The 22,277-nt window shown below is 71.0% G+C and carries 20 protein-coding genes and 1 pseudogene; 5 read left to right on the top strand and 16 right to left on the bottom strand.

Features of this window, described 5'->3' with window-relative positions:
• Nucleotides 1–575: 575 nt before the first annotated feature.
• Nucleotides 576–1,481 carry a phosphatase PAP2 family protein gene (locus EF387_RS40800; RefSeq protein WP_128381663.1) on the top strand — a complete coding sequence of 302 codons (906 nt, stop codon included), beginning with the start codon at nucleotides 576–578 and terminating at the stop codon, nucleotides 1,479–1,481.
• Nucleotides 1,482–1,996: 515 nt separating this feature from the next.
• On the opposite strand, the gene EF387_RS40805 is transcribed toward EF387_RS40800, so the two are convergent.
• Nucleotides 1,997–5,002, bottom strand: coding sequence for a bifunctional [glutamine synthetase] adenylyltransferase/[glutamine synthetase]-adenylyl-L-tyrosine phosphorylase (locus EF387_RS40805; RefSeq protein ID WP_128381664.1), 3,006 nt, complete (start codon nucleotides 5,000–5,002; stop codon nucleotides 1,997–1,999).
• A 237-nt stretch (nucleotides 5,003–5,239) separates the two neighbouring features.
• On the opposite strand from EF387_RS40805, the gene EF387_RS40810 reads away from it, so the two are divergent.
• Both EF387_RS40810 and EF387_RS40820 read left to right on the top strand, forming a co-directional pair.
• Entirely contained in the window at nucleotides 5,240–5,746 is a 507-nt protein-coding gene (locus tag EF387_RS40810; protein WP_420802689.1) for a pyridoxamine 5'-phosphate oxidase family protein, read from the top strand.
• Nucleotides 5,747–5,960: 214 nt separating this feature from the next.
• Nucleotides 5,961–6,401, top strand: coding sequence for a VOC family protein (locus EF387_RS40820; RefSeq protein WP_128381666.1), 441 nt, complete (start codon nucleotides 5,961–5,963; stop codon nucleotides 6,399–6,401).
• A 38-nt stretch (nucleotides 6,402–6,439) separates the two neighbouring features.
• Here EF387_RS40820 and EF387_RS40825 read toward each other — a convergent pair whose 3' ends face one another.
• The 8 genes from EF387_RS40825 to EF387_RS40860 all read right to left on the bottom strand — a co-directional run bounded on the left by EF387_RS40825 (nucleotide 6,440) and on the right by EF387_RS40860 (nucleotide 15,696).
• On the bottom strand, nucleotides 6,440–7,012 hold the full coding sequence (locus EF387_RS40825) for a histone deacetylase (protein ID WP_128381702.1): 573 nt from the start codon (nucleotides 7,010–7,012) through the stop codon (nucleotides 6,440–6,442).
• A gap of 784 nt (nucleotides 7,013–7,796) precedes the next feature.
• Nucleotides 7,797–9,278, bottom strand: a complete 1,482-nt coding sequence (locus EF387_RS40830) for a hydrogenase large subunit (RefSeq protein ID WP_128381667.1) — start codon at nucleotides 9,276–9,278, stop codon at nucleotides 7,797–7,799.
• 4 nt (nucleotides 9,279–9,282) lie between these two features.
• Nucleotides 9,283–10,950, bottom strand: a complete 1,668-nt coding sequence (locus tag EF387_RS40835; RefSeq protein ID WP_238431982.1) for a proton-conducting transporter transmembrane domain-containing protein — start codon at nucleotides 10,948–10,950, stop codon at nucleotides 9,283–9,285.
• Entirely contained in the window at nucleotides 10,950–11,654 is a 705-nt protein-coding gene (locus EF387_RS40840; RefSeq protein WP_128381668.1) for a hypothetical protein, read from the bottom strand. Before EF387_RS40840 ends, EF387_RS40835 begins: the two co-directional genes overlap by 1 nt.
• The gene (locus EF387_RS40845; RefSeq protein WP_128381669.1) at nucleotides 11,654–12,607 is read right to left on the bottom strand and encodes a respiratory chain complex I subunit 1 family protein; all 954 of its coding nucleotides are present in this window, start codon (nucleotides 12,605–12,607) and stop codon (nucleotides 11,654–11,656) included. Before EF387_RS40845 ends, EF387_RS40840 begins: the two co-directional genes overlap by 1 nt.
• Nucleotides 12,604–14,649, bottom strand: coding sequence for a proton-conducting transporter transmembrane domain-containing protein (locus EF387_RS40850; protein WP_128381670.1), 2,046 nt, complete (start codon nucleotides 14,647–14,649; stop codon nucleotides 12,604–12,606). The genes EF387_RS40845 and EF387_RS40850 overlap by 4 nt, the downstream gene beginning before the upstream one ends.
• Nucleotides 14,646–15,128 carry an NADH-quinone oxidoreductase subunit B family protein gene (locus EF387_RS40855; protein WP_128381671.1) on the bottom strand — a complete coding sequence of 161 codons (483 nt, stop codon included), beginning with the start codon at nucleotides 15,126–15,128 and terminating at the stop codon, nucleotides 14,646–14,648. Before EF387_RS40855 ends, EF387_RS40850 begins: the two co-directional genes overlap by 4 nt.
• Before the next feature lie 217 nt (nucleotides 15,129–15,345).
• Complete coding sequence (locus EF387_RS40860) at nucleotides 15,346–15,696, bottom strand: ArsR/SmtB family transcription factor (RefSeq protein WP_202918535.1); 351 nt, start codon at nucleotides 15,694–15,696, stop codon at nucleotides 15,346–15,348.
• Between the two features lie 214 nt (nucleotides 15,697–15,910).
• Between EF387_RS40860 and EF387_RS40865 the strand changes: the two genes are divergently transcribed.
• On the top strand, nucleotides 15,911–16,096 hold the full coding sequence (locus EF387_RS40865; protein WP_128381673.1) for a hypothetical protein: 186 nt from the start codon (nucleotides 15,911–15,913) through the stop codon (nucleotides 16,094–16,096).
• A 157-nt stretch (nucleotides 16,097–16,253) separates the two neighbouring features.
• On the opposite strand, the gene EF387_RS40870 is transcribed toward EF387_RS40865, so the two are convergent.
• From EF387_RS40870 to EF387_RS40895, 6 genes are all read right to left on the bottom strand, one after another.
• Nucleotides 16,254–16,667, bottom strand: coding sequence for an anti-sigma factor antagonist (locus EF387_RS40870; protein WP_128381674.1), 414 nt, complete (start codon nucleotides 16,665–16,667; stop codon nucleotides 16,254–16,256).
• Nucleotides 16,668–16,702: 35 nt separating this feature from the next.
• Nucleotides 16,703–17,122 (bottom strand): ATP-binding protein, encoded by a 420-nt coding sequence (locus EF387_RS40875; protein ID WP_128381675.1) that lies wholly within the window; start codon nucleotides 17,120–17,122, stop codon nucleotides 16,703–16,705.
• Entirely contained in the window at nucleotides 17,122–17,529 is a 408-nt protein-coding gene (locus tag EF387_RS40880; RefSeq protein WP_128381676.1) for a pyridoxamine 5'-phosphate oxidase family protein, read from the bottom strand. Before EF387_RS40880 ends, EF387_RS40875 begins: the two co-directional genes overlap by 1 nt.
• A complete protein-coding gene (locus EF387_RS40885) occupies nucleotides 17,526–19,259 on the bottom strand; it encodes a SulP family inorganic anion transporter (protein WP_128381677.1) in 1,734 nt (577 codons plus the stop codon). The genes EF387_RS40880 and EF387_RS40885 overlap by 4 nt, the downstream gene beginning before the upstream one ends.
• On the bottom strand, nucleotides 19,256–19,597 hold the full coding sequence (locus EF387_RS40890) for an ArsR/SmtB family transcription factor (protein ID WP_128381678.1): 342 nt from the start codon (nucleotides 19,595–19,597) through the stop codon (nucleotides 19,256–19,258). Before EF387_RS40890 ends, EF387_RS40885 begins: the two co-directional genes overlap by 4 nt.
• 226 nt (nucleotides 19,598–19,823) lie before the next feature.
• Nucleotides 19,824–20,183 carry a zinc ribbon domain-containing protein YjdM gene (locus EF387_RS40895; RefSeq protein ID WP_128381679.1) on the bottom strand — a complete coding sequence of 120 codons (360 nt, stop codon included), beginning with the start codon at nucleotides 20,181–20,183 and terminating at the stop codon, nucleotides 19,824–19,826.
• A 406-nt stretch (nucleotides 20,184–20,589) separates the two neighbouring features.
• Here EF387_RS40895 and EF387_RS40900 point away from each other — a divergent pair.
• Nucleotides 20,590–20,778: pseudogene (locus tag EF387_RS40900) on the top strand (transposase); the annotation flags it as partial.
• 127 nt (nucleotides 20,779–20,905) lie between these two features.
• Here the strand turns inward: EF387_RS40900 and EF387_RS40905 are convergent.
• Nucleotides 20,906–22,267 carry a glutamine synthetase family protein gene (locus tag EF387_RS40905; RefSeq protein ID WP_128381680.1) on the bottom strand — a complete coding sequence of 454 codons (1,362 nt, stop codon included), beginning with the start codon at nucleotides 22,265–22,267 and terminating at the stop codon, nucleotides 20,906–20,908.
• Between the last annotated feature and the right edge of the window lie 10 nt (nucleotides 22,268–22,277).

The raw sequence follows: 22,277 nt of genomic DNA on the forward strand, positions 1-22,277 counted from the left end.
GAGAGGGCGTGTATCCGAGAGGGCGTGTATCCGAGGTGGCGTGTATCTGAGCGCGAAGGCCAGCCGCGGAGCGTCGGGCTTCGTCCGTGCCGGGCAGGACCTGCTCTGGCTGAGCGCACGGGGCGTCGCACAGCGACTGGCCGGCACTCGCCGTACCCCCTGAGGTCGTCAGGCGGCGGCCGCGTCACCCCTCGAACGGGAGTGCCGGCAGTGTGCACCACGGTGACGCACGGTGGTGCACGACGGAGACGCACGACGGGGGTGCGCGCGGGCGACACGATGGCGCTCGGCGATGTCCGGGCGGCCGACGCTCCGGCAGCGCGGCCCCGGCGTACCCAGGGACGTCTCGGTGGTGGGCTTCGACGACTCCCCGCTGACCCCTTCACGGCCCCGCCGCCGCCCATGATCCGCAAGGGTGGTGCGGGGGGTCGACGGCCTCGGCCCCTAAGGGAAAGAAATCGTTCGTAAGTCGGATAACCCGGGCCGCCCATAACGCCCAAAGGTGGAGAACATGCGATCCGGACCCAACCAGGGGATGATCGGTACGGGACGGTTTGTCTGGCAGACTTTTCCTCATGGGCGATACCACCGTGACGACTCTGGAGGATCGGCCCCGGGCCGTTTCGTCGCCCGTCGCGGACGAGGCCGACGGGCGGGCGGGCCAGGCCCGTCTGCGCCGGTTGCGGAAGCCCCGCCGGCCCCGGCTGTGGTTCGAGATCCTGCTGATCGCGGTGAGTTACTGGACGTACTCGCTGATCCGCAACGCCGTTCCGGAACAGAGGACCGAGGCGCTCACCAACGCCGACTGGCTCTGGCGGTTGGAACACCATCTGTCCATCGCCGTCGAGGACAACATCAACCGAGTCCTCAACACGGTCGACTGGCTCATCATCGGGATGAACTACTACTACGCGACACTGCACTTCGTGGTGACGCTGAGTGTCCTGGTGTGGCTCTACCGCAGTCATCCGGGACGCTACGCGGGGGCGCGCCTCGCCCTTTTCGCCACCACGGCGGTGGCCCTGCTCGGCTACTACCTCTACCCGCTGGCACCGCCCCGGCTGATGTCCGGCGGCGGCTTCGTGGACACCGTGCTGGTGCACCAGACCTGGGGCTCGATGGCGTCCGGCGATCTCAAGAACATGTCCAACCAGTACGCGGCGATGCCCTCGATGCACATCGGCTGGTCGCTGTGGTGCGGGCTGACGATCTACGCCCTCGCGCGCGTCCCGTGGGTCCGTGTCCTCGGGCTGCTCTACCCGGCGGCCACCCTGGTCGTGATCGTCGCCACGGCCAACCACTTCTGGCTGGACGCGGTGGGCGGCATGATCTGCCTGGCGTTCGGCTTCCTGGTCGCCCGCCTTTGGTACGGCGCCCTGCCCTACGCACTCCCGCGGATCCCCGCCGAGGCCTCGTCCGCCGGGCTCAGGGAGCGCTGGGCCGCGGCCCGCAGCGCCTCGACCCCACGCAGCACGGACTGAGGCGGCGCGCTCTCCCGTACGTACGGCGGCTCAGACGGCCCGCCCGGGCTCGGGCCCGTGCACCGGGCGCAGACGATACGACGTCGGTGCCGGTGGTGGGGGTTCGGGCGTCGGCCGAACGGGGGCCGACCTGGTGGTTGTCGAACTGGGTGGGTGCCGACTTGGCGGGTGCCGAACTGGGTGGGTGCCGACTGGGCGGCCGAGCCGGAGCGGGACACGGGTGCGGGTCCGGTGGCCGGGCCGGAACGGGTCCGGTGACCGAAGCCGGAGCGGGCCGGAGCGGGACACGGGTGCGGGTCCGGTGGCCGGGCCGGAACGGGTCCGGTGACCGAAGCCGGAGCGGGCCGGGTGGCCGGGCCGGATCGGGTCCGGTGACTCGGAGCCGGAGCGGGTCCGGTAGTGGCCGGGCCGGAGTGGATCACCGGCGCGGGTCTGGTAGCCGGGCCCGAGCGGATCACGGACGCGGGTCCGGTAGCCGGGCCGGAGCGGGGCCGGTGGTCGGGCCCGCGTGGCGGTCACCCTGTGCCGGTCCCGTAGAACAGCTGCTCCACGACGCCCCGAGCCCGCCGTGTGATCCGCCGGTAGTCGTCGAGCATGTCGCCCGCGTGCCCCGGACCGTACCCCAGGTAACGCCCCACTGCGGCCAGCTCGCGGCTCTCGGAGGGGAACGTGTCCCCCGCCCGGCCGCGCACCAGCATCACCGCGTTGCGCACCCGGGTCGCCAGTACCCATGCCTCGTCCAGGACCGCGACCTGCTCCGCCGGCAACAGTCCGGCATCGCGTGCGGCGGCGAGCGCCCGGCGGGTGCGGGTGGTGCGCAGCCCCGGCTCCGCCCACCCGTGCCGCATCTGGAGGAGCTGCACCGTCCACTCGACGTCGGACAGCCCGCCCCGCCCCAGTTTGGTGTGCAGGGCCGGGTCCGCGCCGCGCGGCAGCCGCTCGGACTCCATTCGTGCCTTCAGCCGCCGTATCTCCCGTACCGCCGCGTCCCCGAGCCCGTCCGCCGGGTACCGCAAGGGGTCGATCAGCTCGAGGAACCGGGCCCCCAGCTCTTCGTCCCCGGCGACGAATTCGGCGCGCAGCAGCGCCTGCGACTCCCACACCAGCGACCACCGCCGGTAGTACGCCTCGTACGACGCCAGCGTCCGTACGAGCGGCCCCGACTTGCCCTCCGGCCGCAGATCGGCGTCGATCAGCAGCGGTGGATCCGCGCTGGGTATCCGCAGCAGCCGCTGCATTTCCTCGGCCACGGCGTTGGCGGCCTCGGCGGCCTCCTGGTCGTCCACGCCCGGTCGCGGCTCGTGCACGAAGAGTACGTCGGCGTCGGATCCGTAGCCCAGTTCGTGCCCGCCGAACCGGCCCATGCCGATGACGGCGAACCGGGTGGGCATCGCCTCCTCCCCGTCCCCCCAGCCGGCGCGCACCACGGCCCGCAGGGTTCCGGCCAGGGTCGCGGCCGTCAGGTCGGTGACGGCCGGGCCGACCCGGTCCACGAGTGCCCCCTGTCCGGCCTCCGGGGCATCCTCGGCCCCGTAGGAGGCAACGATGTCGGCCGCGGCAGTACGGAACAGCTCCCGCCGCCGTACTCCGCGCGCGGCCGTGACGGCGGCCTCGGCGTCGCCGGCGCGCCCCACGGCGGCGAGGATCTCCCGCTCCAGGTGCGTACGGTCGCGCGGCTCCAGGCCGCCTCCGTCGCCGTCACCGTCGCCGAGCAGTGCCACGGCCTCCGGCGCCCGCATCAGCAGATCGGGCGCGAGCCGCCCGGCGGACAGCACCCGGGCGAGGTTCTGGGCGGCGGCGCCCTCGTCCCGCAGCAGCCGCAGATACCACGGAGTCCTGCCCAACGCGTCCGACACCTTGCGGAAGTTGAGCAGACCGGCGTCGGGGTCGGCGGAGTCCGCGAACCAACCCAGCAGCACCGGCAGCAGAGTTCGCTGGATGGCCGCCTTCCGGCTCACCCCGGACGCCAGTGCCTCCAGGTGCCGCAGTGCGGCGGCCGGGTCCGCGTACCCGAGCGCGACCAACCGCTCCCGTGCCGCTTCGGCCCTCAACCGGATCTCCCCCGGCGCGAGTTGGGCGACGGCGTCGAGCAACGGCCGGTAGAACAGCTTCTCGTGGAGCCGCCGTACCACGGCCGCGTGCCGCTTCCACTCGCGGTTCAGCTCCGGGACGGGCTCGGTGCGCAGTCCCAACGACCGCCCGATGCGCCGCTGATCGGCCTCGTCCTCGGGCACGAGGTGGGTGCGGCGCAGCCGGTAGAGCTGGATGCGGTGCTCCATCGAGCGCAGGAAACGGTAGGCCCGGTCGAGCTGCGCGGCGTCGGACCGTCCCACGTAACCGCCGGCGGCCAGTGCTTCGAGTGCGTGCAGCGTGGTGCCGCTGCGCAGGGCGGTGTCACCTCGTCCATGCACCAACTGCAGCAGTTGCACGGCGAATTCGACGTCGCGCAGACCGCCGGGACCGAGTTTCAGCTCGCGCTCGATCTCGGCCGCGGGGATGTTCTCGACGACCCTCCGGCGCATCTTCTGCACGTCGGTGACGAAGTTCTCGCGCTCGGCGGCCTTCCAGACGAGCGGTTCGAGCGCGGCCACGTACTCCTCGCCCAGCTCCATGTCCCCCGCGACCGGACGCGCCTTGAGGAGCGCCTGGAACTCCCAGGTCTTGGCCCAGCGGCGGTAGTAGGCGAGGTGGCTGCTCAGCGTCCGCACCAAGGGGCCGTTGCGGCCCTCCGGGCGCAGATTGGCGTCGACCGGCCAGATGCTGCCCTCCACCGTCGTCTCGGAGCAGATCCGCATCATGTGCGAGGCGAGCCGGGTCGCGGAGCTCACCGCCTTGCCCTCGTCGGCGCCGTTCACCGGTTCACCGACGAAGATCACGTCGACGTCGGAGACGTAGTTGAGTTCATGGCCGCCGCACTTGCCCATGGCGATGACCGCGAGCCGGCACAGGGCGGCGTCGTCGGGCGCGGCGGCGCAGGCGATGGCGAGCGCGGTACGCAGTGTGGCCGTGGCGAGGTCGGCCAGCTCTGCAGCGGTCTCGGCGACGTCGGTGGTGCCGCAGACGTCCCGTGCGGCTATGGAGAGCAGACAGCGGCGGTAGGCGACGCGCAGCGACACCGGGTCGGTGGCGTCGGCGAGCCCGCGCTCGAACTCGGTGGTCCCCGGATGCAGGTCGTGCGGCTCGTACATCACCAGGGCGTGCCAGTCCCGGGGGTGCCGGGCGAGGTGGTCGGCGAGCGCGGCGGACGCCCCGAGCACACCGAGCAGCCGGTCGCGCAGCGGCTTGGCCGAGACCAGGGTGTCCAGCAGTTCCCGGTCCGGCTGCGCCTCCAGGAGACGTACCAGTCCGGACAGTGCCAGGTCCGGGTCGGCGGTGGCCCCGAGCGCGTCGAGCAGCACCGGGTCATTGCGTACGGGCGCCAGCTCGACCGCGTCCAGCAGTCGCTCGGCGGCCGAGGGATCGGTGAATCCGTGCCGCAGCAGCCTGCTGAACGTACTGCTTCTGCGCCCCGGCACGGTCATTCCCCGGCCCTCCCGTCGGCTCGAGTCGGATCAGCGTCGGATCACTGTTGGATCTTTGTTGGATCGATGTCGGATCAGCGTCGGATCAAGGTCGTACGGCCTTGAGCCTAACCGGAGTACCTCGAGGAAGCCCCTGGGCGGGACCACCGATGAGTTTCGGCCGGGCACGGGGTCTGTCCTTGGAGGAACTGTGCCGTCGTGCTCACGGAAGGATGGACGGTCATGGACATCGGCGTCATGAAGGGACCACAGGGGCGGGTCGACCCCCGTTACAGCAGCGAGGACGCCGTCGCGCCCGCCTGGTCCGAGGTGGAGGCGATGCTCGCGGGGGCGGAGCTCTTCTGGATCTCGACCGTGCGGCCCGACGGACGGCCGCACGTCACACCGCTGCCCGCGGTCTGGGCGAACGGGGCGCTGCACTTCTGCACGGGCCCCGAGGAGCGCAAGGCGCTGAATCTGGCGCTGAACCCCCATGTCGTCCTGACGACGGGCACCAACACCTGGAACGAGGGCTACGACCTGGTGGTGGAGGGCGAGGCCGTGCGGGTCTCCCACGACGACCGTCTGCGCGAGCTGGCCGGGCTGTGGGAGGCCAAGTACGGCAGCTTCTGGCATTTCGAGGTGCGAGGTGGCTGCTTCCACCACGGGCCGGGGCGAGCTTTCGTCTTCACGGTGGCGCCCCAGACGGTTTTCGGCTTCGGTAAGGGAGAGCCGTTCAGCCAGACCCGCTGGCGATTCGAGTGACGGGGACGACAGAGACCACAGACCCCACAGCCACAGAGACGACAAAGACAGCGGAGACGGCAAAGGCAGCCGAGAAGACAGAGACGCCAGCACCAGGGACCACGTCAACAAACAGGACAGGGACAGCAGGGACAGCAGGGACAGCAGGGACAGCAGGGACAGCAGGGACAGCAGGGACAGCAGGGACAGGGACAGGTTTTCGAAAGGACCAGGCATGCAGTACACGCTCGAAGTGATCCCACTGCCCGTCAGTGACATCGACCGGGCCCGGGACTTCTACCGGGACCAGGTCGGCTTCCACGTCGACATCGACCAGGAGGTGATGCCGGGGATGCGCATCGTCCAGCTGACGCCCCCGGGCTCCGGCTGCTCGATCGCCCTCGGTGACACCGTCTGGGAGACCATGCCCGGCCCGCACCCGGCGCCCGGCTCCTACCAGGGTCTGCAGCTGTGTGTCCCGGACATCAAGGCGGCCCACGAAGAACTGCGCGAACGCGGCCTCGATGTCTCCGAGCCGGTGCAGTTCGCACCCGACGACGGCGCCACGTTCATGTACTTCAAGGACCCGGACGGCAACGGCTGGGCGATCCAGGAGTACCGGCAGCGGGCGACGAAGCCGCTGCACGAGCTGCTGACGGAGTTGGCGGGCGCCTGAGTGCCCTTGGCCCTTGGGAGCCCTGAGGGCTGCGAGCCCTACAGGAGGGTGGTCACGGCTGTGGCCGTCCAGTGGCCCGCCGTGCCGGGCCGCGTGGCCAGGTACTGGGCGATGCGCGCGCCCGGCCAGGCGTGCGCCTCGTTCAGGCCCGAACCGATGTGCCGCAGATAGGTGGAGTTCGGCGCGTTCCACCGGACCTCGTGCATGTGCCAGGGAGCGGTGAACGTCAGGACGGGGTGCGCGTCCAGGTGTCCGGGACAGACCAGCGTCTCGTAGCGCCCGGGGCCCATCTCGGCGCGGCCGGATGCCAGTACCGGGGCGAGGTCGAGTTCCGCCCCGGGTTCCCGGCACATCTCCTGAGCGGCGATGTCCGCGAACTGCTCGGCGGTGAGCAGATAGGCGCGTGCGGGCGTTCCGCCGCCGCCGTTCGGGTCGTAGAAGGCCATACCGCCGGTCCATGCCCGGGACTCCAGGGCGAAGTACAGCTGGCCCGGGAGCGTCACCGGCCGAGTACGCTCCGGCGGCCGCGTGTCACGACAGCCGGGGTAGGTGCGGCGGCCCCCGGGGGGCCTGCCGCCCGACAGGTAGTACCGGAAGCGCGCCAGGTGCATGTTGGACCCGAAGGCGGCGTACCAGACGTGGCCGGGCTGGCCCGGCGGCGTGCGTCCGTCCGCGACGTGGCCGGCACGGCCGTGTTTTGCAGCCGGGGTTCCGGTGTGCGGGACGGGCTCCTCGGACCGGGTCCGCTCGGGCATACCTCCAGTCATGTCACCCTTCCGGGCGTCTGACAAGTCCAAGACAGACCGACCGAGGGATCCAGGAGCCCCACAGGAGCCTTCATAGCCTCTGAAACCCCAGCAGGGGCTACAGGATGGAAGGCCACCGGACGCAGCCCAGGACCGCCCCGGCCCTGTGAGACGCCGTGGTGAGATGAGAGGTAGTGGTGAGACGCCGTGGGGCCGACAGACGCGGTGGGCCGGCAGGAGGCGCCGTGGGCCGGCAGGAGACGCGGTGGAGCTGTCAGGAGACGCGGCCGGGGCTGCTGGGCCTCATCCTCGTCTACTGAACTGGTTGCCCCAACAAGCGACGTCGCCCCGTCGCGACGCCCGGCACTCCCCCAAGCTCTTCGAGCAGGGGGGACCCCCAGAGCATGCTCCCCCAAGCTCTCGACTTCTCCCCGACTCTCGGCTGCGCTCGGTCGGGGGGACCCCATGAGCAGGGGGACCTCCATGACGCCGCTCCTTGACGGGCAACCGTTGCCTCCCGGGGCGCTAAGGGGTCCCGGCCGCCGCTGCCCGCGATCCGCCCCGGTCAACCAACTCGTGGAGGACAACGGAGAACATCGTCATCCGCACGCACACCGGGCCCGCGCTGTTGCTCGGCCGTGCGGCACTGTCAGAGGTCATTGCCGGCGTAGGAGAGATTGAAGCTCTTGTTGGTCAGCGGGAAGTCCGGAACGATCGTGTCGTTCAGGGCGACCGGCAGCGCGGGCCAGTTGAAGAACGACGGGTCGACCGGCTTGACCCGGGAAAGGGTGCTGTCGGCGGCGAGCTCGACGCGGGTGGCGATGGTGCCGCGCCAGCCTTCGACGAGGCCGACGCCGCTGCGCGGACCTTGCCCGGGGACGGCCGTGGGTCCGAGGACCGCGCCGGTGGCGACACAGTCGGTGAGCTCACGGATCAGGGCGAGGGAGGCGTCGATCTCTTCGGCGCGGACCAGGAAGCGGGCAAGGACGTCGCCGCCGTCGTGCACGGGGATGCCGGAGGGGCGTCCGTGCGGGGTGAAGGGGTGGGCGATACGGGCGTCCAGGGGCAGGCCGCTGGCGCGGGCGACGTAGCCGAGGCAGCCGATGTCGCGGGCGGCCTCGGTGCGCAGGATCGCAGTGCCGGTGAAGCGGTCGTGGACGGTGGAGTGGCCGAGCGCCAGCCGGACGATCTCGCGGATGTCGTCGCCGAGGGCGTCCAGCTGGGCGGGAACGGGCAGGGTGCGCAGGGCGCTGCCGCCGGGGACGACGCCGCCGCGTAGCAGGCGGTGTCCGGTTACCGCATGGTTGAGGCGCAGGAGCTGTTCGCGGACGCGCTGGGCGTGGGCGTTGAGGATGCCGTATCCGACGTCGTTGCAGAGCATGCCGAGGTCGGCGACGTGGTTGTGGAGCCGTTCGAGTTCCAGGAGCAGGGCGCGGGCGCACTGGGCCTGTTCGGGGACTGACATGCCGGTTGCCTCCTCGACGGCCAGGCAGTAGGCGAGGGCGTGGCCGACCGCGGTGTCGCCGCTGATGCGTTCGGCCAGCGGCAGCCCAGCGGCCACCGTGCGGCCCTGGAAGAGTTTCTCGATGCCCTTGTGGACGAACCAGAGGCGGGCCTTGAGTTTGAGGATGGTCTCGCCGACGACGGAGAAGCGGAAGTGGCCGGGCTCGATGATCCCGGCGTGGACGGGGCCCACGGGGATTTCGTAGACGCCATCACCGGTGACCTCCAGGAAGGGGTATGGGCCTTCCTGTTCGCCGAAGGCGGGCGGGTCCCCGGCATCCGGATGCATCGGGTACCAGCCGCGCGGCCAGTGGAAATGGCGTACCAGGCGGCGGGGCAGGGGATGGCCGAGGGGCACGATGCCGTGCAGGTCGTGCATCTCGCGTTCGAACCGGCCGGCGGGGAAGGACAGATGGGCCAGGCTGGGCACCTCGGGCCGGGCCGGGTCGAGGCACACATGCAGCTCGGTGCGGGTGTCGGGCGGCCCGGAGACGAAGAGGTAGACGATCCGCACCGCTTCCTCGTCGTGGTGGGCGGCGACCAGGGCCAGGCGATGGTCGCTTCCGAGCAACGCCTGTGCCTGCACGGCCAGTTCGCCGGTGGGGACCTGGTGCACGGTACGCGCCATGGTGTCAGGGCCTTTCGAGGACGGCGGCGGCCTGGGAGAGCAGGTCGCCCAGCGGGCCGACAGCGATGCCGAGCGCGGCACAGGCCGCCAGGCCGAGGACCAGGGGCCACAGCGCGGAGGGGCTCTCGCCGGTCGGCTCGCCGGGGCCGAGCAGCATCCGCGCAGTGCGCGTGGCCAGCGCGGCGAAGGCGATCAGGACCAGCAGGAGGGCGGCCGCCATGGCCCACCCCAGTCCTGCACCGGCGGCGAATCCGGCGCGGGCGATGCCCAGTTCGGAGGCGAAGAGGCTGAACGGCGGGAAGCCCAGCAGCGCCACGACCGCCAGCCCGAACAGCGCGCCCAGCCACGGCGACTGGGCGAGCACCCCGCGCACTCGCCCGATCTTCGACGTGCCGCGCAGCTGCAGGATCCCACCGGAGGCGCAGAACGCGGTGGCCTTGGCCAGCCCGTGTCCGGCGATGTGCAGCAGACCGGCGGCCAGGGCGAGCGGGCTGCCGATCGCCGCGGCCAGGGCGACCAGGCTCATGTGCTCCATGCTCGAATAGGCCAGCATGCGCTTGTAGTCGCGCTGGGCCACAAGCAGCCCGGCCGCGAGCGCCAGGGTCAGCAACGCGATGCCGGTCAGCAGGACGCGGGTGAAGTCCGGCCCGAGGGCGGCATCGGCGATGACCTGGTAGCGCAGGATCGCGGCGAACGCGACCGACAACAGCACCCCCGACATCAGCGCCGAGACCGGGGCGGGGGCCTGGCTGTGCGCGTCGGGCAGCCAGGCGTGCAGCGGCACCAGGCCCGCCTTGGCTCCGTAGCCGAGGACGACCAGTGTGATGCCGAGACGGGTGACCGCCGGATCGAGCCGGTCCGCACGGGCGAGCAGCGTCGGCCAGTCCAGGGCCCACGCCTCCGCGACGCCGGCCTGGCGGGCGGCGTAGTAGATGAGCACGGTGCCGAGGAAGGCGAGCGCGATCCCTGCAGAGCAGATCACCACGTACTTCCAGGCCGCCTCCACGGACGTACGGGCGCGGCGGTGACCAACGAGGAACGCGGTGACGATGGTCGTGGCCTCGATCGCCACCCACAGCACGCCGAGATTCGCGGTCACCAAGGCCAGGCACATCGCGGCGAGGAAGGCGTGCACGAGCACGTGGTAGCGCCACGCGCTCACATCCGGGATCCGTCCGGCGGCCCGCTCACCCGCCAGGTGGGCCGGGGCTGAGGCGCAGGCGATCAGTGCGACGGCGCCGACCACCAGCAGCATCCACACGGTCAGCGCATCGGCCCGCAGCAAGCCGGAGTACGCAGCGAGCGCCCCGTCGTCGACGACGTCCGATGCCAGGAGCGCGCCGCAGACGAGAATCACCGTCGGCGAGGCCAGTCCGGCCCAGTCGGCCGGACGGCGCCCGCGCGCCCGGGGAGCGAGAAGCTGCTCCACGGGCGCGGAGGCATCTGATGCTTCCCCCTTGCCGTCCTCCACGCTCACACCCCCTGCCGCGGTCCCCGGGTGCCGGACAGTCTTCTCCGCAAGCTGTGGACGGGGCCTCGCCTCCCCCCGGGCCGTCGGTACCGCTCGTGACGCCCTTCGCGTGACGAGCCCGACGAGCGCGTACCCGGCGGCCACGGCCAGCGGTGCGGCGGCGGGAACGGTGAGCAGGAGCGCGGTCAGTGCGGCGTTCATCAGTCGTGCAGCTCCCGCAGGTCGTCGATGTAGGTGGTGCCGAACGCCTCCCGCACCCGTACGGTGAGCAGTTGCAGCACCAGCACGGCGAGCAGCACGTCGAAGGAGACGCCCAGTTCGACGATCAGTGGCACCCCGGACGCGGCCAGGAAGGCGGTCGCCGTGATGCCGTTGTCCAGCAGCAGGAACCCGACCACCTGGGCCAGCGCCCGCCGCCGGGTCACCAGCACGAAGAACCCGATCAGGACCACGGCGAGCCCCACGGGCAGCGCGCGGGTGGCGGGTGTCGGATCCAGCTCGACCAGGGGGCGGGCGACCGCGTAGGCGAGCAGCGTGAGCGCGGCCGCGGTCAGCAGCGAGGCCGCCACATTCACCAGCGGCTGCGTCTCGCGCACCTCCTCACTGCGCACATACGGCCGCGTCTCGCCCTGTTCCTGGTCGGCGACGAGCGCGGTCAGGGCCCGGCGGATCAGATACGGCAGCAGCCCGGCCCGCAGTGCCCCGATCCCGGCGGCCACCACGATCAGGTCCCAGCGGTCCTCGTGCAGCCCGAGGAGCAGGGCGATCGCCGCGAGTGCGAGTCCCTGCAGGGCGAAGAGCCGCACGATCGCGACGAGTTCACGCCGCCACAGCACCACCACCGCGGCCAGCAGAAACGCCCCGCAGGCCAGATCGAGCAGCTGGGTGAACAGACCTTCGCTCATCACTCACCGCCCAGGAAATACGAGGCCGTCACCGCGAGTAGCGCCAACAGGAAGGAGCCGGCGAGCAGTTCGGGCACCCTGAACAGCCGCAGCTTGGCCCAGAACACCTCCGCCGCCGCCAGCGCCATCCCCAGCACCGCCACCTTCAGCACCACCAGCAGCAGGGCGAGCAGCACGGCCACGAGTGACCCGCTCGTGGCGATCCCCCATGGGGCGAACAGCGAGGCCAGCAGCCCCAGCAGTACGGCGAGCCGCAGCTGGGCGCCGAACTCGACAAGCGCCAGGTCCGGTCCGGCGTATTCGAGCACCATGGCCTCGTGGACCATGGTCAGCTCCAGGTGGGTGGAGGGATTGTCCACCGGCAGCCGGCCGCTCTCGGCCAGTACCGCGACCGCGAGCGCGGCGATCGCCAGCAGTCCCGCAGGGGAGGTCAGCCGGGCGGGCTGGTCGGCCGCTCCGGCGACGATGACGGGCAGGTTGGTCGACCCGGCCGGTATCGACAGGGCGAACACTGCCATCAGGATGGTCGGCTCGACCAACGCGGCGATGGTCATCTCCCGGGAGGCCCCCATGCCGCCGAACGCGGTGCCGGTGTCCAGGCCCGCGAGCGCCAGCGCCAGCGTGCCCAGCGCCAGCAACGCCACCACCACGATCAGATCCGCCCGCCCCCGCACCGGCGTGTCCGTGGACACCAGCGGCACCAGCACGGCCAGCACCAGCGCCGTGGCCACCAACAGCAGCGGCGCCCACCGAAACGCCGGCCCCGTACCGACGGGGCTGATGGGTTCCTTGCGCAGCAGCTTGCGGGTGTCCCGCCACGGCTGGACCACCCCCGCCCCGGCCCGGCCCTCCAGACGCGCCCGGGTCTGCCGCATCAGACCGGTCAGCAGCGGCGCGCCGACCACCACCGCGCCCACTTGGAGGGCGATCGCCGCGTATCCGACCGCGTTCACCAGCCCACCACCAACACGACAAGCAGAGTGACCAGGCCGAAGAAGCCGTAGCCGAGATAGACGTGCACACTGCCGCCCGCCAGCCTCCGCGCCGACTGCCCGGCAGCGGCCAGCACATCGAGGACCGGCCGGTACAGGCGGTGCTCGATACGGTCGGGCACGCGGTTGCGAAAGCGCACCCGCTCCACGAGATACGCCGACTCGCGCACCGGCGTGACATCCACATCCTGCTCCGGGGCGAGCACATCGTCGAAGACCCGCTGCAACGGCTCGGCGAACGACGTCGCCGTATAGGCCATGCGGGGCGTCGGCACCCCGCCGCCGCAGTCCCACAACCTGGCCTGCGTACGCCGCTGCCGGCGCCGCGCCGCCCACTGCACCGTCGCCATGACCGCGCCCAGCGCGACCGCCAGCGCGGCCACCACCCACAGCGGGGACAGCGTGGCGGACACCTCCTCCAGCCGCACCCGCAGCCCGCCGCCGGACACCGGACGTGTCCCGGAGAACCCGACCGCCGCCACCGCGCGCTCCAGGCCGTCGCCCAGCAGGCCCGGAACCAGGGCCAGCGCAGCGCAGAGAGCCGCGAGCAGCCCCATCCCCACGCGCATGAGCAGCGGCGACTCCTTGGCCGCGGCTGCTTCCGCGCCGCGTGACCGGGCGAAGAAACCCACGCCGAGTGCCTTGACGAACACCGCCGCCGCGAGCCCTGCGGACAAGGCGATCACCGCGACCGCCAGCGGCAGCACGCTCGCCGTGGTCACTCCGGGTACGGCCAGCCCATGGATCATCGACTGCAGCAGCAGCCACTCGCTGATGAACCCGTTACCCGGCGGCAGCGCCACCGCACCCAGCGCGCCGACCGCGAACAGCCCCGCCGTGACCGGCATCCGCGCCCGCAGACCGCCCAAAAGATCCAGGTTCCGCTCCCCGGTGGCCCGTAGCACCGAACCCGCCGCCCCGAACAACAGGGCCTTGAACGCGGAGTGATTGACGACGTGCAGCAGCGCGGCCGCCAGGGCCAGCCCGGCCAGTTCCTCGTTTCCCGCGTGGGCGAACAGCCCGGCCGCCCCCGCGCCGAGGACCACCAGGCCCATGTTCTCGGATGTCGAATACGCCAGCAGCCGTTTGAGATCCGAGGCCATCGCGGCTTGCAGGATCCCGTACACCGCCGACAGCCCGCCCATGGCCATCACCAGCAGCCACCACCAGGCCGGTCCCCCGCCCAGCAGATCGAACCCCACGCGTAGGAGGCCGTAGATCCCGAGGTTGACCATGGCCGCACTCATCAACGCCGAGACGGCGCTGGGTGCTTCGGGATGTGCCCGTGGCAGCCAAGCGTGCAGCGGCACCAGGCCCGCCTTGGACGTGAACGCCATCGCCGTGAGCACGAACACCAGGCCACGGACGGTCGGCGACATGCCCGCCCGGCCGTCCCGCAGGGCGGTGAAGGTCTCGCCGCCTGCCTGGGCGGCGTACACCATGAAGCCCACCAGGAGCAGCACGAGCCCCAGGTGCGTCATCACGGCATACCAGAGCGCCGCCTCCCGTACCGCGGGCCGGGCGCGGTGCTCGGCCAGGACCAGGAGCAGCGAGGTGAGCGCCATCACCTCCCACAGCATCAGGAAGGTGGTGACCGAGGCCGCCGTCGGCACCAGCAGCAGACTCAGTGCGAACAGCGGCAGTACCGCTTGCGCGCCCCGCGAGCCGAGGCCGTACGCCCCATGCGACCCGTGCCCGGCCACATAGCCGACGCCGTAGACCGCCACCGCCGCCACCACGGCTCCGGCCACCGCCATGAACAATCCGGACAGGGCGTCCACCTCGACGTACGCACCGGCCAACGGAAGCAGCCCGGATACCTGCGCCGACCAGCGGCTTCCGCCCAGCGCGGCCACACCCGCCGTGCCACCTGCCACCCCCACACCCGCCGCCACGACCCCCACCACCACGCCGCGCCCTCGCTGCGGCAGGACCAGGCCGGCAACAGCGCCCGCCACGCCCAGTCCGGTGGCCGTCGCGAGGGCGGCCGGGATCACGCTCACCGCCCGGTCACCCTCCGCAGCGCCGCGACGATCTTGTCCGGCTCGGGCGGGCATCCGGGCACGGCCAGATCCACCGGTACGACATCGGAGACGGCGCCCTCGACGCCGTACCCGCCTGCGAACTCCCCGCAGTCGATCGCGCAGTCGCCGACCGCGACCACCAACCGCGGCTCGGGCATCGCGGCCACAGTGCGGCGCAATGGCTCGGCCATGTTCCTCGTCACCGGCCCGGTCACCAGCGCCACGTCGGCGTGCCGGGGCGAGGCCACCAGCCGGGTGCCGTACCGCTCGGCGTCGTAGACCGGGTTGAAGGCCGCAGTGATCTCGATCTCGCAGCCGTTGCAGGAGCCGGCGTCCACACACCTCACCTGCACCGAGCCGCCGAACTGCTTGGCTGCGGGAGGTTGTTCGCCCTTCGGCTCGGGCGGGGCGGGCTCGGCCACCCGTCCGGTGTCGCGGATCTTGCGCAGCAGACTCATGACCGTCCCTCTCCTGTCGCTGGTGAGGACTTGCTTTCGCAGGTGGCTAACGGGTTCTCCCGAAGCCGGAGTTACGCCATTTTTCCTACGCTTTGCCAAGTTTGCCCCGTCTTGTCAGTGCTTGACGGGCCGAGATCCGCAGGATGAAGGCGGCCGCCTCCCGACGCCACAGAGCGCTGTCAACTCTGGGGAGACGGCCACCGCTCGAGGGCCGTCGCTAGGACGGCGGTTTCGCCTCTGTCTGGGCGGCCTGCAGATCGGCGAGCAGTTCGGCCTGCCCGGCCAGTACCCCGGAGAGGATGGTCCGCGCGACCCGCAGGAGCTCGGCGATGTGCGGGCTGGTCAGCGAGTAGTACACGGTCGAGCCTTCCTTGCGGGTGACCACCAGGTTCGCCCGGCGCAGCACCGCGAGCTGCTGCGACAGATGGGCCGGCTCGATGCCCACCACGGGCAGCAGCTCCGCGACCGCGTGCTCGCGCTCGCTCAGCAGTTCCAGCACCCGGATGCGCGCCGGGTGGCCGAGCGTCTTGAAGAACTCGGCCTTCAGTTGGTACAGCGGCGCGCTCATCGTGCCGTCGCCTCCCCGGTACAGCAGAACGGCCGCACCGGCCGGCGCTCGGCGCATCGCACCCACCTAATCGTCAACAACATGCGCCCCATCCTCAGGTGCGGCGAGGGCCACGCCGAATCCGCGCACGAGAGCCGAGCCGCCCGAAACCCGCGGTGACGACCTCAACAATTGCTAAGATTAGCAAGTCCATACGTGGCACGAGGAGGCCTGCGTGAGAATCATTCCGCTGCATGGCGCGGGCGTCGTCTGGTTCAAGTGCCCCGCTTGCCGCCTCAAGTGCCGGCCCACCGCCGTCGGCCCGGAGGGCTCCTGCCCGCGGTGCGGGCACAGCCGCATGCTGAAGCTGTCCTTCGGCGACCGGTCCACCTCGTCCGCGCCCGACGGGGCCCGGAGCTGACAACTCACTCACGCGGTCGCCGTCGGCGCCTCCGGCCGGGAGCCGGCCCCGACGGGTTACGCCACGGACGCGGCCATCGCCACGGAGGAGGACACCTGCACCGTCGTACCCGTACGGGACCGTGACGGCGCCTTCGCCCCTGGCTGAACCCGGCGGGTCACTCTCCCACGTCGTCTCCGCTCGGCCACCCTGTCGTCCGCCACTCGTTACGGCCCTCCGACGGCTCGCCGTGCCCTGCGTCGTGTGCGGCGAGCGCGCCGGCCAAGTCAGCGTGCACGGGGATGGGCGGGCAGTCCTCACCGGACACGAGGGAGCCGTCCGCGGGGATCGCGGCCAGCTCCAGGATCCGGTCCGCCGCGGCGAGACGGCGCGCGGCCTCGATAATCGCCAGCTGTCCCTCGGCCGACCAGCTGCGCAGTCCGGTCAGGTCGACGATGACCGGACCACTCCCGCGTCCCACCACCCAGCCGACGGCACCCGCGAAGCGATGGACGGCGTCCGGACCCAGGTACCCGGAGACGGACAGGATTCCGAGACCCTGTTCGACGGTGTAGCGCCACTCGATGGTCATCGTCGTCAACTTCCTTGCACGATCAGCCTGTTGCTTCAGAGGGGAAGGGTGATCCAGATGCTCTTGCCCTGACCGTCGGCGTCGCCCCGGACGACCGCGGTGCCGCCGAGGCCAAGGGTGAGCTCCATGACGGTCGCCAGGCCGCCACCGGCATCGGTGACCGCGCACAGCGGCGGCTGGTACGGGTGGCGGTCGTGCACAGCGAAGGCCAGACAGTCCTTGCCCCCCGCGTAGATGACGGTCACCTGCGGGGAGAGCACCGCAGCATGCCGGACGCTGTTGGTCACCAACTCGCTGAGGATCAGCAGGGCCGGCCCCACGGCGGGATGACGCAGGCTCATGCCCCACTCGACCAGGGCCTGCTCGGCTGTCTCCCGGGCGGTGCGGACCGCGGACGGCATCGTGGGCAGGGTCAGCACATGCCGGTAGGGCAGGGCTTCGAGGTGGGTACTCATCACGGCTCCGGGCGGGCGAGGCGGAATCCGCTCACCGTCTTGGGGTGCAGGCGTAGCAGGGTGTCGTGCGGGCCGTGGGTCCAGCCTGAGAGGGTGCGCTGGTAGTGGGCGGCCTCGTCGGGATCGGTGATCACTTCGACCGGTCCGGCGACGGTGACGGTCCAGCCGGTGCCGGCCACTGCACGTATATCGTCCACGTGGTACGTCGCGGTGGCGGGAACCGCGGAAGCCGGGGCGGGTGTTCGCACGACCAGGCGGCCGTACTCCCACGTGTGCCGGCCGGGCCGGATCACGGTCGACTCCCGCTGTGTGTACACAAGCCGCCCCAGCGAACTGCCTTCCAGCAACCACAGGGCCTCAGCACCGGAGACCTCGACCATGCGCAGAGGTGTGGGCGGAGTGCTCATCGGACGGGTTCCTCCGTTTCCTGGCTGACGGGCCGGGACGCCTGGGCGGGCAGGGGCGGCATCACGCCGGCGCCCTCCAGGTGGGTGCGGGCGCCCCGGATCGCCTCGGGCGTGGTGGCGTACTCGCCGCCCTCCCGGCTCAGCAGTTCCAGCGCGCCGACGGAGTACAGCACCTGGCGCTGGCCGGGGTGGATCCCGGAGGTCATGACGACAATGCCGCGCCGGTTCAGCTTCTCCACCACGTCCTTCAGGACGAGGGCGCCGGTGGCGTCGATGGTGGTCACCCGGGACATGCGCAGGATGACGACACGTACGTCGGCGACCTCCGCCAACTCCAGCAGGAAGCGGTGCGCGGCGGCGAAGAACAGCGGCCCGTCGACCCGATACGCCACGATGTGCTCGGCCAGCAGCGCGTGCTCCTCCACGCTGTGGTCACCGCGGTCGAGGGGGACCTCTTCGAGGCGGGCCTGCTTGGCGACGGCGCGCAGGGCGAGGGCGCCCGCGACGACCAGGCCGATGATCACGGCGTACACGAGGTCGAGCGCGAGGGTCGCGACCGCAGTGAGGGCGAGGACCAGCGCGTCGGAACGGGTGGACTTGGCCATGGCTCTGAGCGAGCCGACCTCGACCATGCGGATCGCGGTGGCCAGCAGCACGCCGGCGAGCGCGGCCAGCGGGATCCTGGAGACGAGGGGCGCCGCTGCGAAGACGATCACCGTGAGGATCGCGGCGTGGACGAGCGAGGCGAGCCTAGAGCTCGCGCCGGTGCGGACGTTGACTGCGGTCCGGGCGATCGCGCCGGTCGCGGGCACGCCGCCGAACAGCGGTGCGGCGATGTTGGCCAGGCCCTGGCCGAACAGCTCTCGGTCCGGGTCGTGCTTCTGGCCCACCGTCATGCCGTCGGCCACCGAGGCCGACAGCAGCGACTCCAGCGCGGCCAGCGCCGCCACCGCGACCGCCGGGGCGAGCAGCGAGCCGAGCGCGCCCAGGTCCAGGAAGGCGAGCGACGGTACGGGCAGTCCGGACGGCAGATCACCGATCGGCTTCGCCGCGTCCAGGCCGGCCACCTGCGCCACGACGGTGGCCGCGATCACCGCGAGGATGGAGAAGGGGACCGTGGGCCGCAGCCGGGCCCCGATCAGCATCATGGCGGCGACCGCCAGGGCGATGGCTACGGCGGTCCAGTTCGGGTTCTGCGCGAACTCCGCCAGAGCGCGCCAGGTCACCACGAGGACGCGGTCACCCTCGGGCTTGGGCACCCCCAGGGCGTTCGGGATCTGCTGCAGGCCGATCACACAGGCGATGCCGAGGGTGAAGCCCTCGACCACGGGGGCGGGCACGTACTGCATGTACTTCCCGGCCCTGAACAGGGCGAGCGCGACGAGCATCACGCCCGCCATCAAGCCCACCGTGAGCACCCCGGACGGCCCGTGCTCCGTGACGATCGGCACCAGCACCACCGTCATCGCGCCCGTCGGCCCGGACACCTGCAGGTTCGATCCGCCGAACACCGCGGCGAGCGCGCCGGCGATGACCGCGGTCGCCAACCCGGCCTCGGCGCCGAGCCCGGAGGAGACGCCGAAACCGAGCGCGAGCGGCAGCGCGACGATCGCCACGGTCAGCCCGGCCAACAGGTCCCGGCGCGGGGCGCGGCGCATCTCTGCCAGATCCGTACGACCAGGCAGCAGCGCAGTGAGCCGGACAGCTGGCCGGCCAAACGAGACGCTCATCGCGCGCTGACCTCGGTTTCCCGCAGCTCGGCCAGCAGCTCGTTCCGTTCGGCCAGCATGTCGGTCAGGATCCGGCGCGCGGCCTTCATCAGGTTCGCGACGTCGCCGCCGGCCAGCTCGTAAACGACGGTCGCGCCCTCCCGCGTCGACGCGACGATGCCCGACCGGCGCAACACCGCCAGCTGCTGCGACAGACTGGAGGGCTCCACCTCTATGGCCGCCAGCAGATCCCGCACCGGCTTCGGACCGTCCTGCAGCAGCTCCAGCACCCGGATCCGTACGGGATGCCCCAGCATCCGGAAGAACTCGGCCTTGGCCTGGTACAGCGGAACGGACACGACCCCTCGGCTTCCCCGACAGCGCCCCACGCGGGGCAAGCGAAGGCTGCGCCCGTGGCTACCTGCGAACACAGCCAACACAGCATCTAACCAATTGCAAAATTTTGCAATTCAGCATCTGATTACCGCCCGGGGAACTCCTCCACGGACAGGACGGCAGTCCGAGTGCGGAAGGGGCCTCTGTCAGCCGATGCCGGGCAGCCGGTCACCCGCGACGAGTCGCAGATCAGCTCTTCTTGACCACGCTGGACTTGAGCTGCATCGCTCCGAAACCGTCGACTCTGCAGTCGATGTCGTGGCCGTCGACCCCGTCGACCAGCCGGATGTTGCGTACCTTGGTCCCGGCCTTGATTCCCGAGGGGCTCCCCTTCACCTTGAGCGCCTTGACGACCACCACAGTGTCACCGTCCTGGAGCACGTTGCCGACGGAGTCCTTGACGACCCGCTCCCCGGCAGCGTCCCCGCCGTCCGCACCGCTCTCGGCGGGAACCCATTCGTGGCCGCACTCCGGGCACACCACAAGGGCGTTCATCTCGTAGGTGTACTCACAGGAGCACTTAGGGCAGGGAGGTAGATTCTCGAGCATCCCGTCAGGGTATCCGTCCCGAAACGCCTGTCCCGACGGACGGGAAGAGCCACCGCCGGCATCCCTCGCAGAGGGAACCGCCGGATGTCTTCCTGCAGACCGTGCCAGACGGCTTGGTGGCCGGCCTGCAGGAGGTGGGAATCGCCCGGCTCGTCTGGGTGATCATCGCCTCATTGCTCCCTGACGCCTTCGGGGTTTGCGTCTTCGGCCCGGACACATCGCCAGTCGGCGGATACGCCCTCGGGGACCCGGCCAGTCGAATCAGCCGCGCTGACCATGTCCGCGCGCTGGTCGACCTGGCTGAGCGGTCCGACTTGCACTGCGAGCATTTCGGAGTGCTCCCGCCGTCACCCCACGAAGAGGCATCTGTTGCTCTCGAAAGCGGCGACCGGCGCTCGCACACGTGTTCAAGGACCGGCCGCTGCCGCACACCGTCTTTCCCCTACGCGTTCGTGGACGCCACCTACTGCAAGGCAAGCGTCAACCACCAGCTTGTGTCCCAGCCGGTAGTCATCGCCACCGCTCCGCCGACAGCCGACGCGAGATCCTCGGCTTCGACGTCGGCGACAGCGAGAGCGGCCCGTTCTGGACGGCATCGAGGGCACCCACCCAGCTCCTTACGGCCCACAGACGGCCCGGGGCCGGCGAGACGCAAAGGGGCCGACGGTCACGACCGTCGGCCCCATCCGCCCGAATCAGCGGGAACCGGCTCCAACCTGCCCCTACAGCACCGGCAGGTTCTTCCGCAGCTCGAAGGCGGTGACCTCGGAGCGGTACTCCTCCCACTCCTGGCGCTTGTTGCGCAGGAAGAAGTCGAAGACGTGCTCACCGAGGGTTTCGGCGACCAGGTCGCTGCGTTCCATCAGGGTCAGGGCCTCGCCCAGGTTCTGCGGGAGGGGTTCGATGCCCATGGCGCGGCGTTCGGCGTTGGACAGGGCCCAGACGTCGTCCTCGGCGCCCGGCGGGAGCTCGTAGCCCTCCTCGATGCCCTTCAGACCTGAGGCGAGCAGGACCGCGTAGGCGAGGTAGGGGTTGGTTCCGGAGTCCAGGGAGCGGACCTCGACGCGGGCCGAGCCGGTCTTGCCGGGCTTGTACATGGGGACCCGGACCAGCGCGGAGCGGTTGTTGTGGCCCCAGCAGATGTACGAGGGGGCCTCGCCGCCGGCGCCCGCGGTGCGCTCGGCGCCGCCCCAGATGCGCTTGTAGGAGTTGACCCACTGGTTGGTGACGGCGGAGACCTCCGCCGCGTGCCTGAGCAGGCCCGCGATGAAGGAGCGGCCCACCTTGGAGAGCTGGTACTCCGAGCCCGACTCGTAGAACGCGTTGCGGTCGCCCTCGAAGAGGGACAGGTGCGTGTGCATGCCGGAGCCGGGGTGCTCCGAGAACGGCTTCGGCATGAAGGTGGCCTGGACGCCCTGCTCCAGCGCGACCTGCTTCATGACCAGGCGGAACGTCATGATGTTGTCCGCCGTGGACAGCGCGTCCGCGTAGCGCAGGTCGATCTCCTGCTGGCCGGGGGCGCCCTCGTGGTGGGAGAACTCCACCGAGATGCCCATCGACTCCAGCATCGTGATCGCCTGGCGGCGGAAGTCCTGGCCGACGTGGGTCGGGGTGTGATCGAAGTAACCCGAGTTGTCCGCGGGGGTCGGCCGGGAGCCGTCCAGCGGCTTGTCCTTCAGCAGGAAGAACTCGATCTCCGGGTGCGTGTAGAAGGTGAAGCCCAGGTCGGAGGCCTTCGCCAGGGCGCGCTTGAGGACGTAGCGCGGGTCGGCGAAGGACGGGGAGCCGTCGGGCATCAGGATGTCGCAGAACATCCGGGCCGTGCCCGGCGCCTCCGCGCGCCACGGCAGCACCTGGAACGTCGACGGGTCCGGCTTGGCGATCATGTCGGACTCGTAGACCCGGGCGAAGCCCTCGATCGCCGAGCCGTCGAAGCCGATGCCCTCGTCGAAGGCCTGCTCCAGTTCGGCCGGGGCTACGGCCACGGACTTCAGGAAGCCCAGGACATCCGTGAACCACAGGCGTACGAACCGGATGTCGCGCTCCTCCAACGTCCGGAGCACGAACTCCTGCTGCTTGTCCATCTTCCGCTTC

Source organism: Streptomyces cavernae, from assembly GCF_004023625.1.
Lineage (GTDB): Bacteria > Actinomycetota > Actinomycetes > Streptomycetales > Streptomycetaceae > Streptomyces > Streptomyces cavernae.

Bases quoted from the DNA above. Each gene is read 5' to 3' on its own strand.
- EF387_RS40800 (WP_128381663.1), top strand. From the start codon at position 576: ATGGGCGATACCACCGTGACGACTCTGGAGGATCGGCCCCGGGCCGTT.
- EF387_RS40805 (WP_128381664.1), bottom strand. From the start codon at position 5,002: ATGACCGTGCCGGGGCGCAGAAGCAGTACGTTCAGCAGGCTGCTGCGG.
- EF387_RS40810 (WP_420802689.1), top strand. From the start codon at position 5,240: ATGAAGGGACCACAGGGGCGGGTCGACCCCCGTTACAGCAGCGAGGAC.
- EF387_RS40820 (WP_128381666.1), top strand. From the start codon at position 5,961: ATGCAGTACACGCTCGAAGTGATCCCACTGCCCGTCAGTGACATCGAC.
- EF387_RS40825 (WP_128381702.1), bottom strand. From the start codon at position 7,012: ATGCACCTGGCGCGCTTCCGGTACTACCTGTCGGGCGGCAGGCCCCCC.
- EF387_RS40830 (WP_128381667.1), bottom strand. From the start codon at position 9,278: ATGGCGCGTACCGTGCACCAGGTCCCCACCGGCGAACTGGCCGTGCAG.
- EF387_RS40835 (WP_238431982.1), bottom strand. From the start codon at position 10,950: ATGAACGCCGCACTGACCGCGCTCCTGCTCACCGTTCCCGCCGCCGCA.
- EF387_RS40840 (WP_128381668.1), bottom strand. From the start codon at position 11,654: ATGAGCGAAGGTCTGTTCACCCAGCTGCTCGATCTGGCCTGCGGGGCG.
- EF387_RS40855 (WP_128381671.1), bottom strand. From the start codon at position 15,128: ATGAGTCTGCTGCGCAAGATCCGCGACACCGGACGGGTGGCCGAGCCC.
- EF387_RS40860 (WP_202918535.1), bottom strand. From the start codon at position 15,696: ATGAGCGCGCCGCTGTACCAACTGAAGGCCGAGTTCTTCAAGACGCTC.
- EF387_RS40870 (WP_128381674.1), bottom strand. From the start codon at position 16,667: ATGACCATCGAGTGGCGCTACACCGTCGAACAGGGTCTCGGAATCCTG.
- EF387_RS40875 (WP_128381675.1), bottom strand. From the start codon at position 17,122: ATGAGTACCCACCTCGAAGCCCTGCCCTACCGGCATGTGCTGACCCTG.
- EF387_RS40880 (WP_128381676.1), bottom strand. From the start codon at position 17,529: ATGAGCACTCCGCCCACACCTCTGCGCATGGTCGAGGTCTCCGGTGCT.
- EF387_RS40885 (WP_128381677.1), bottom strand. From the start codon at position 19,259: ATGAGCGTCTCGTTTGGCCGGCCAGCTGTCCGGCTCACTGCGCTGCTG.
- EF387_RS40895 (WP_128381679.1), bottom strand. From the start codon at position 20,183: ATGCTCGAGAATCTACCTCCCTGCCCTAAGTGCTCCTGTGAGTACACC.
- EF387_RS40905 (WP_128381680.1), bottom strand. From the start codon at position 22,267: ATGGACAAGCAGCAGGAGTTCGTGCTCCGGACGTTGGAGGAGCGCGAC.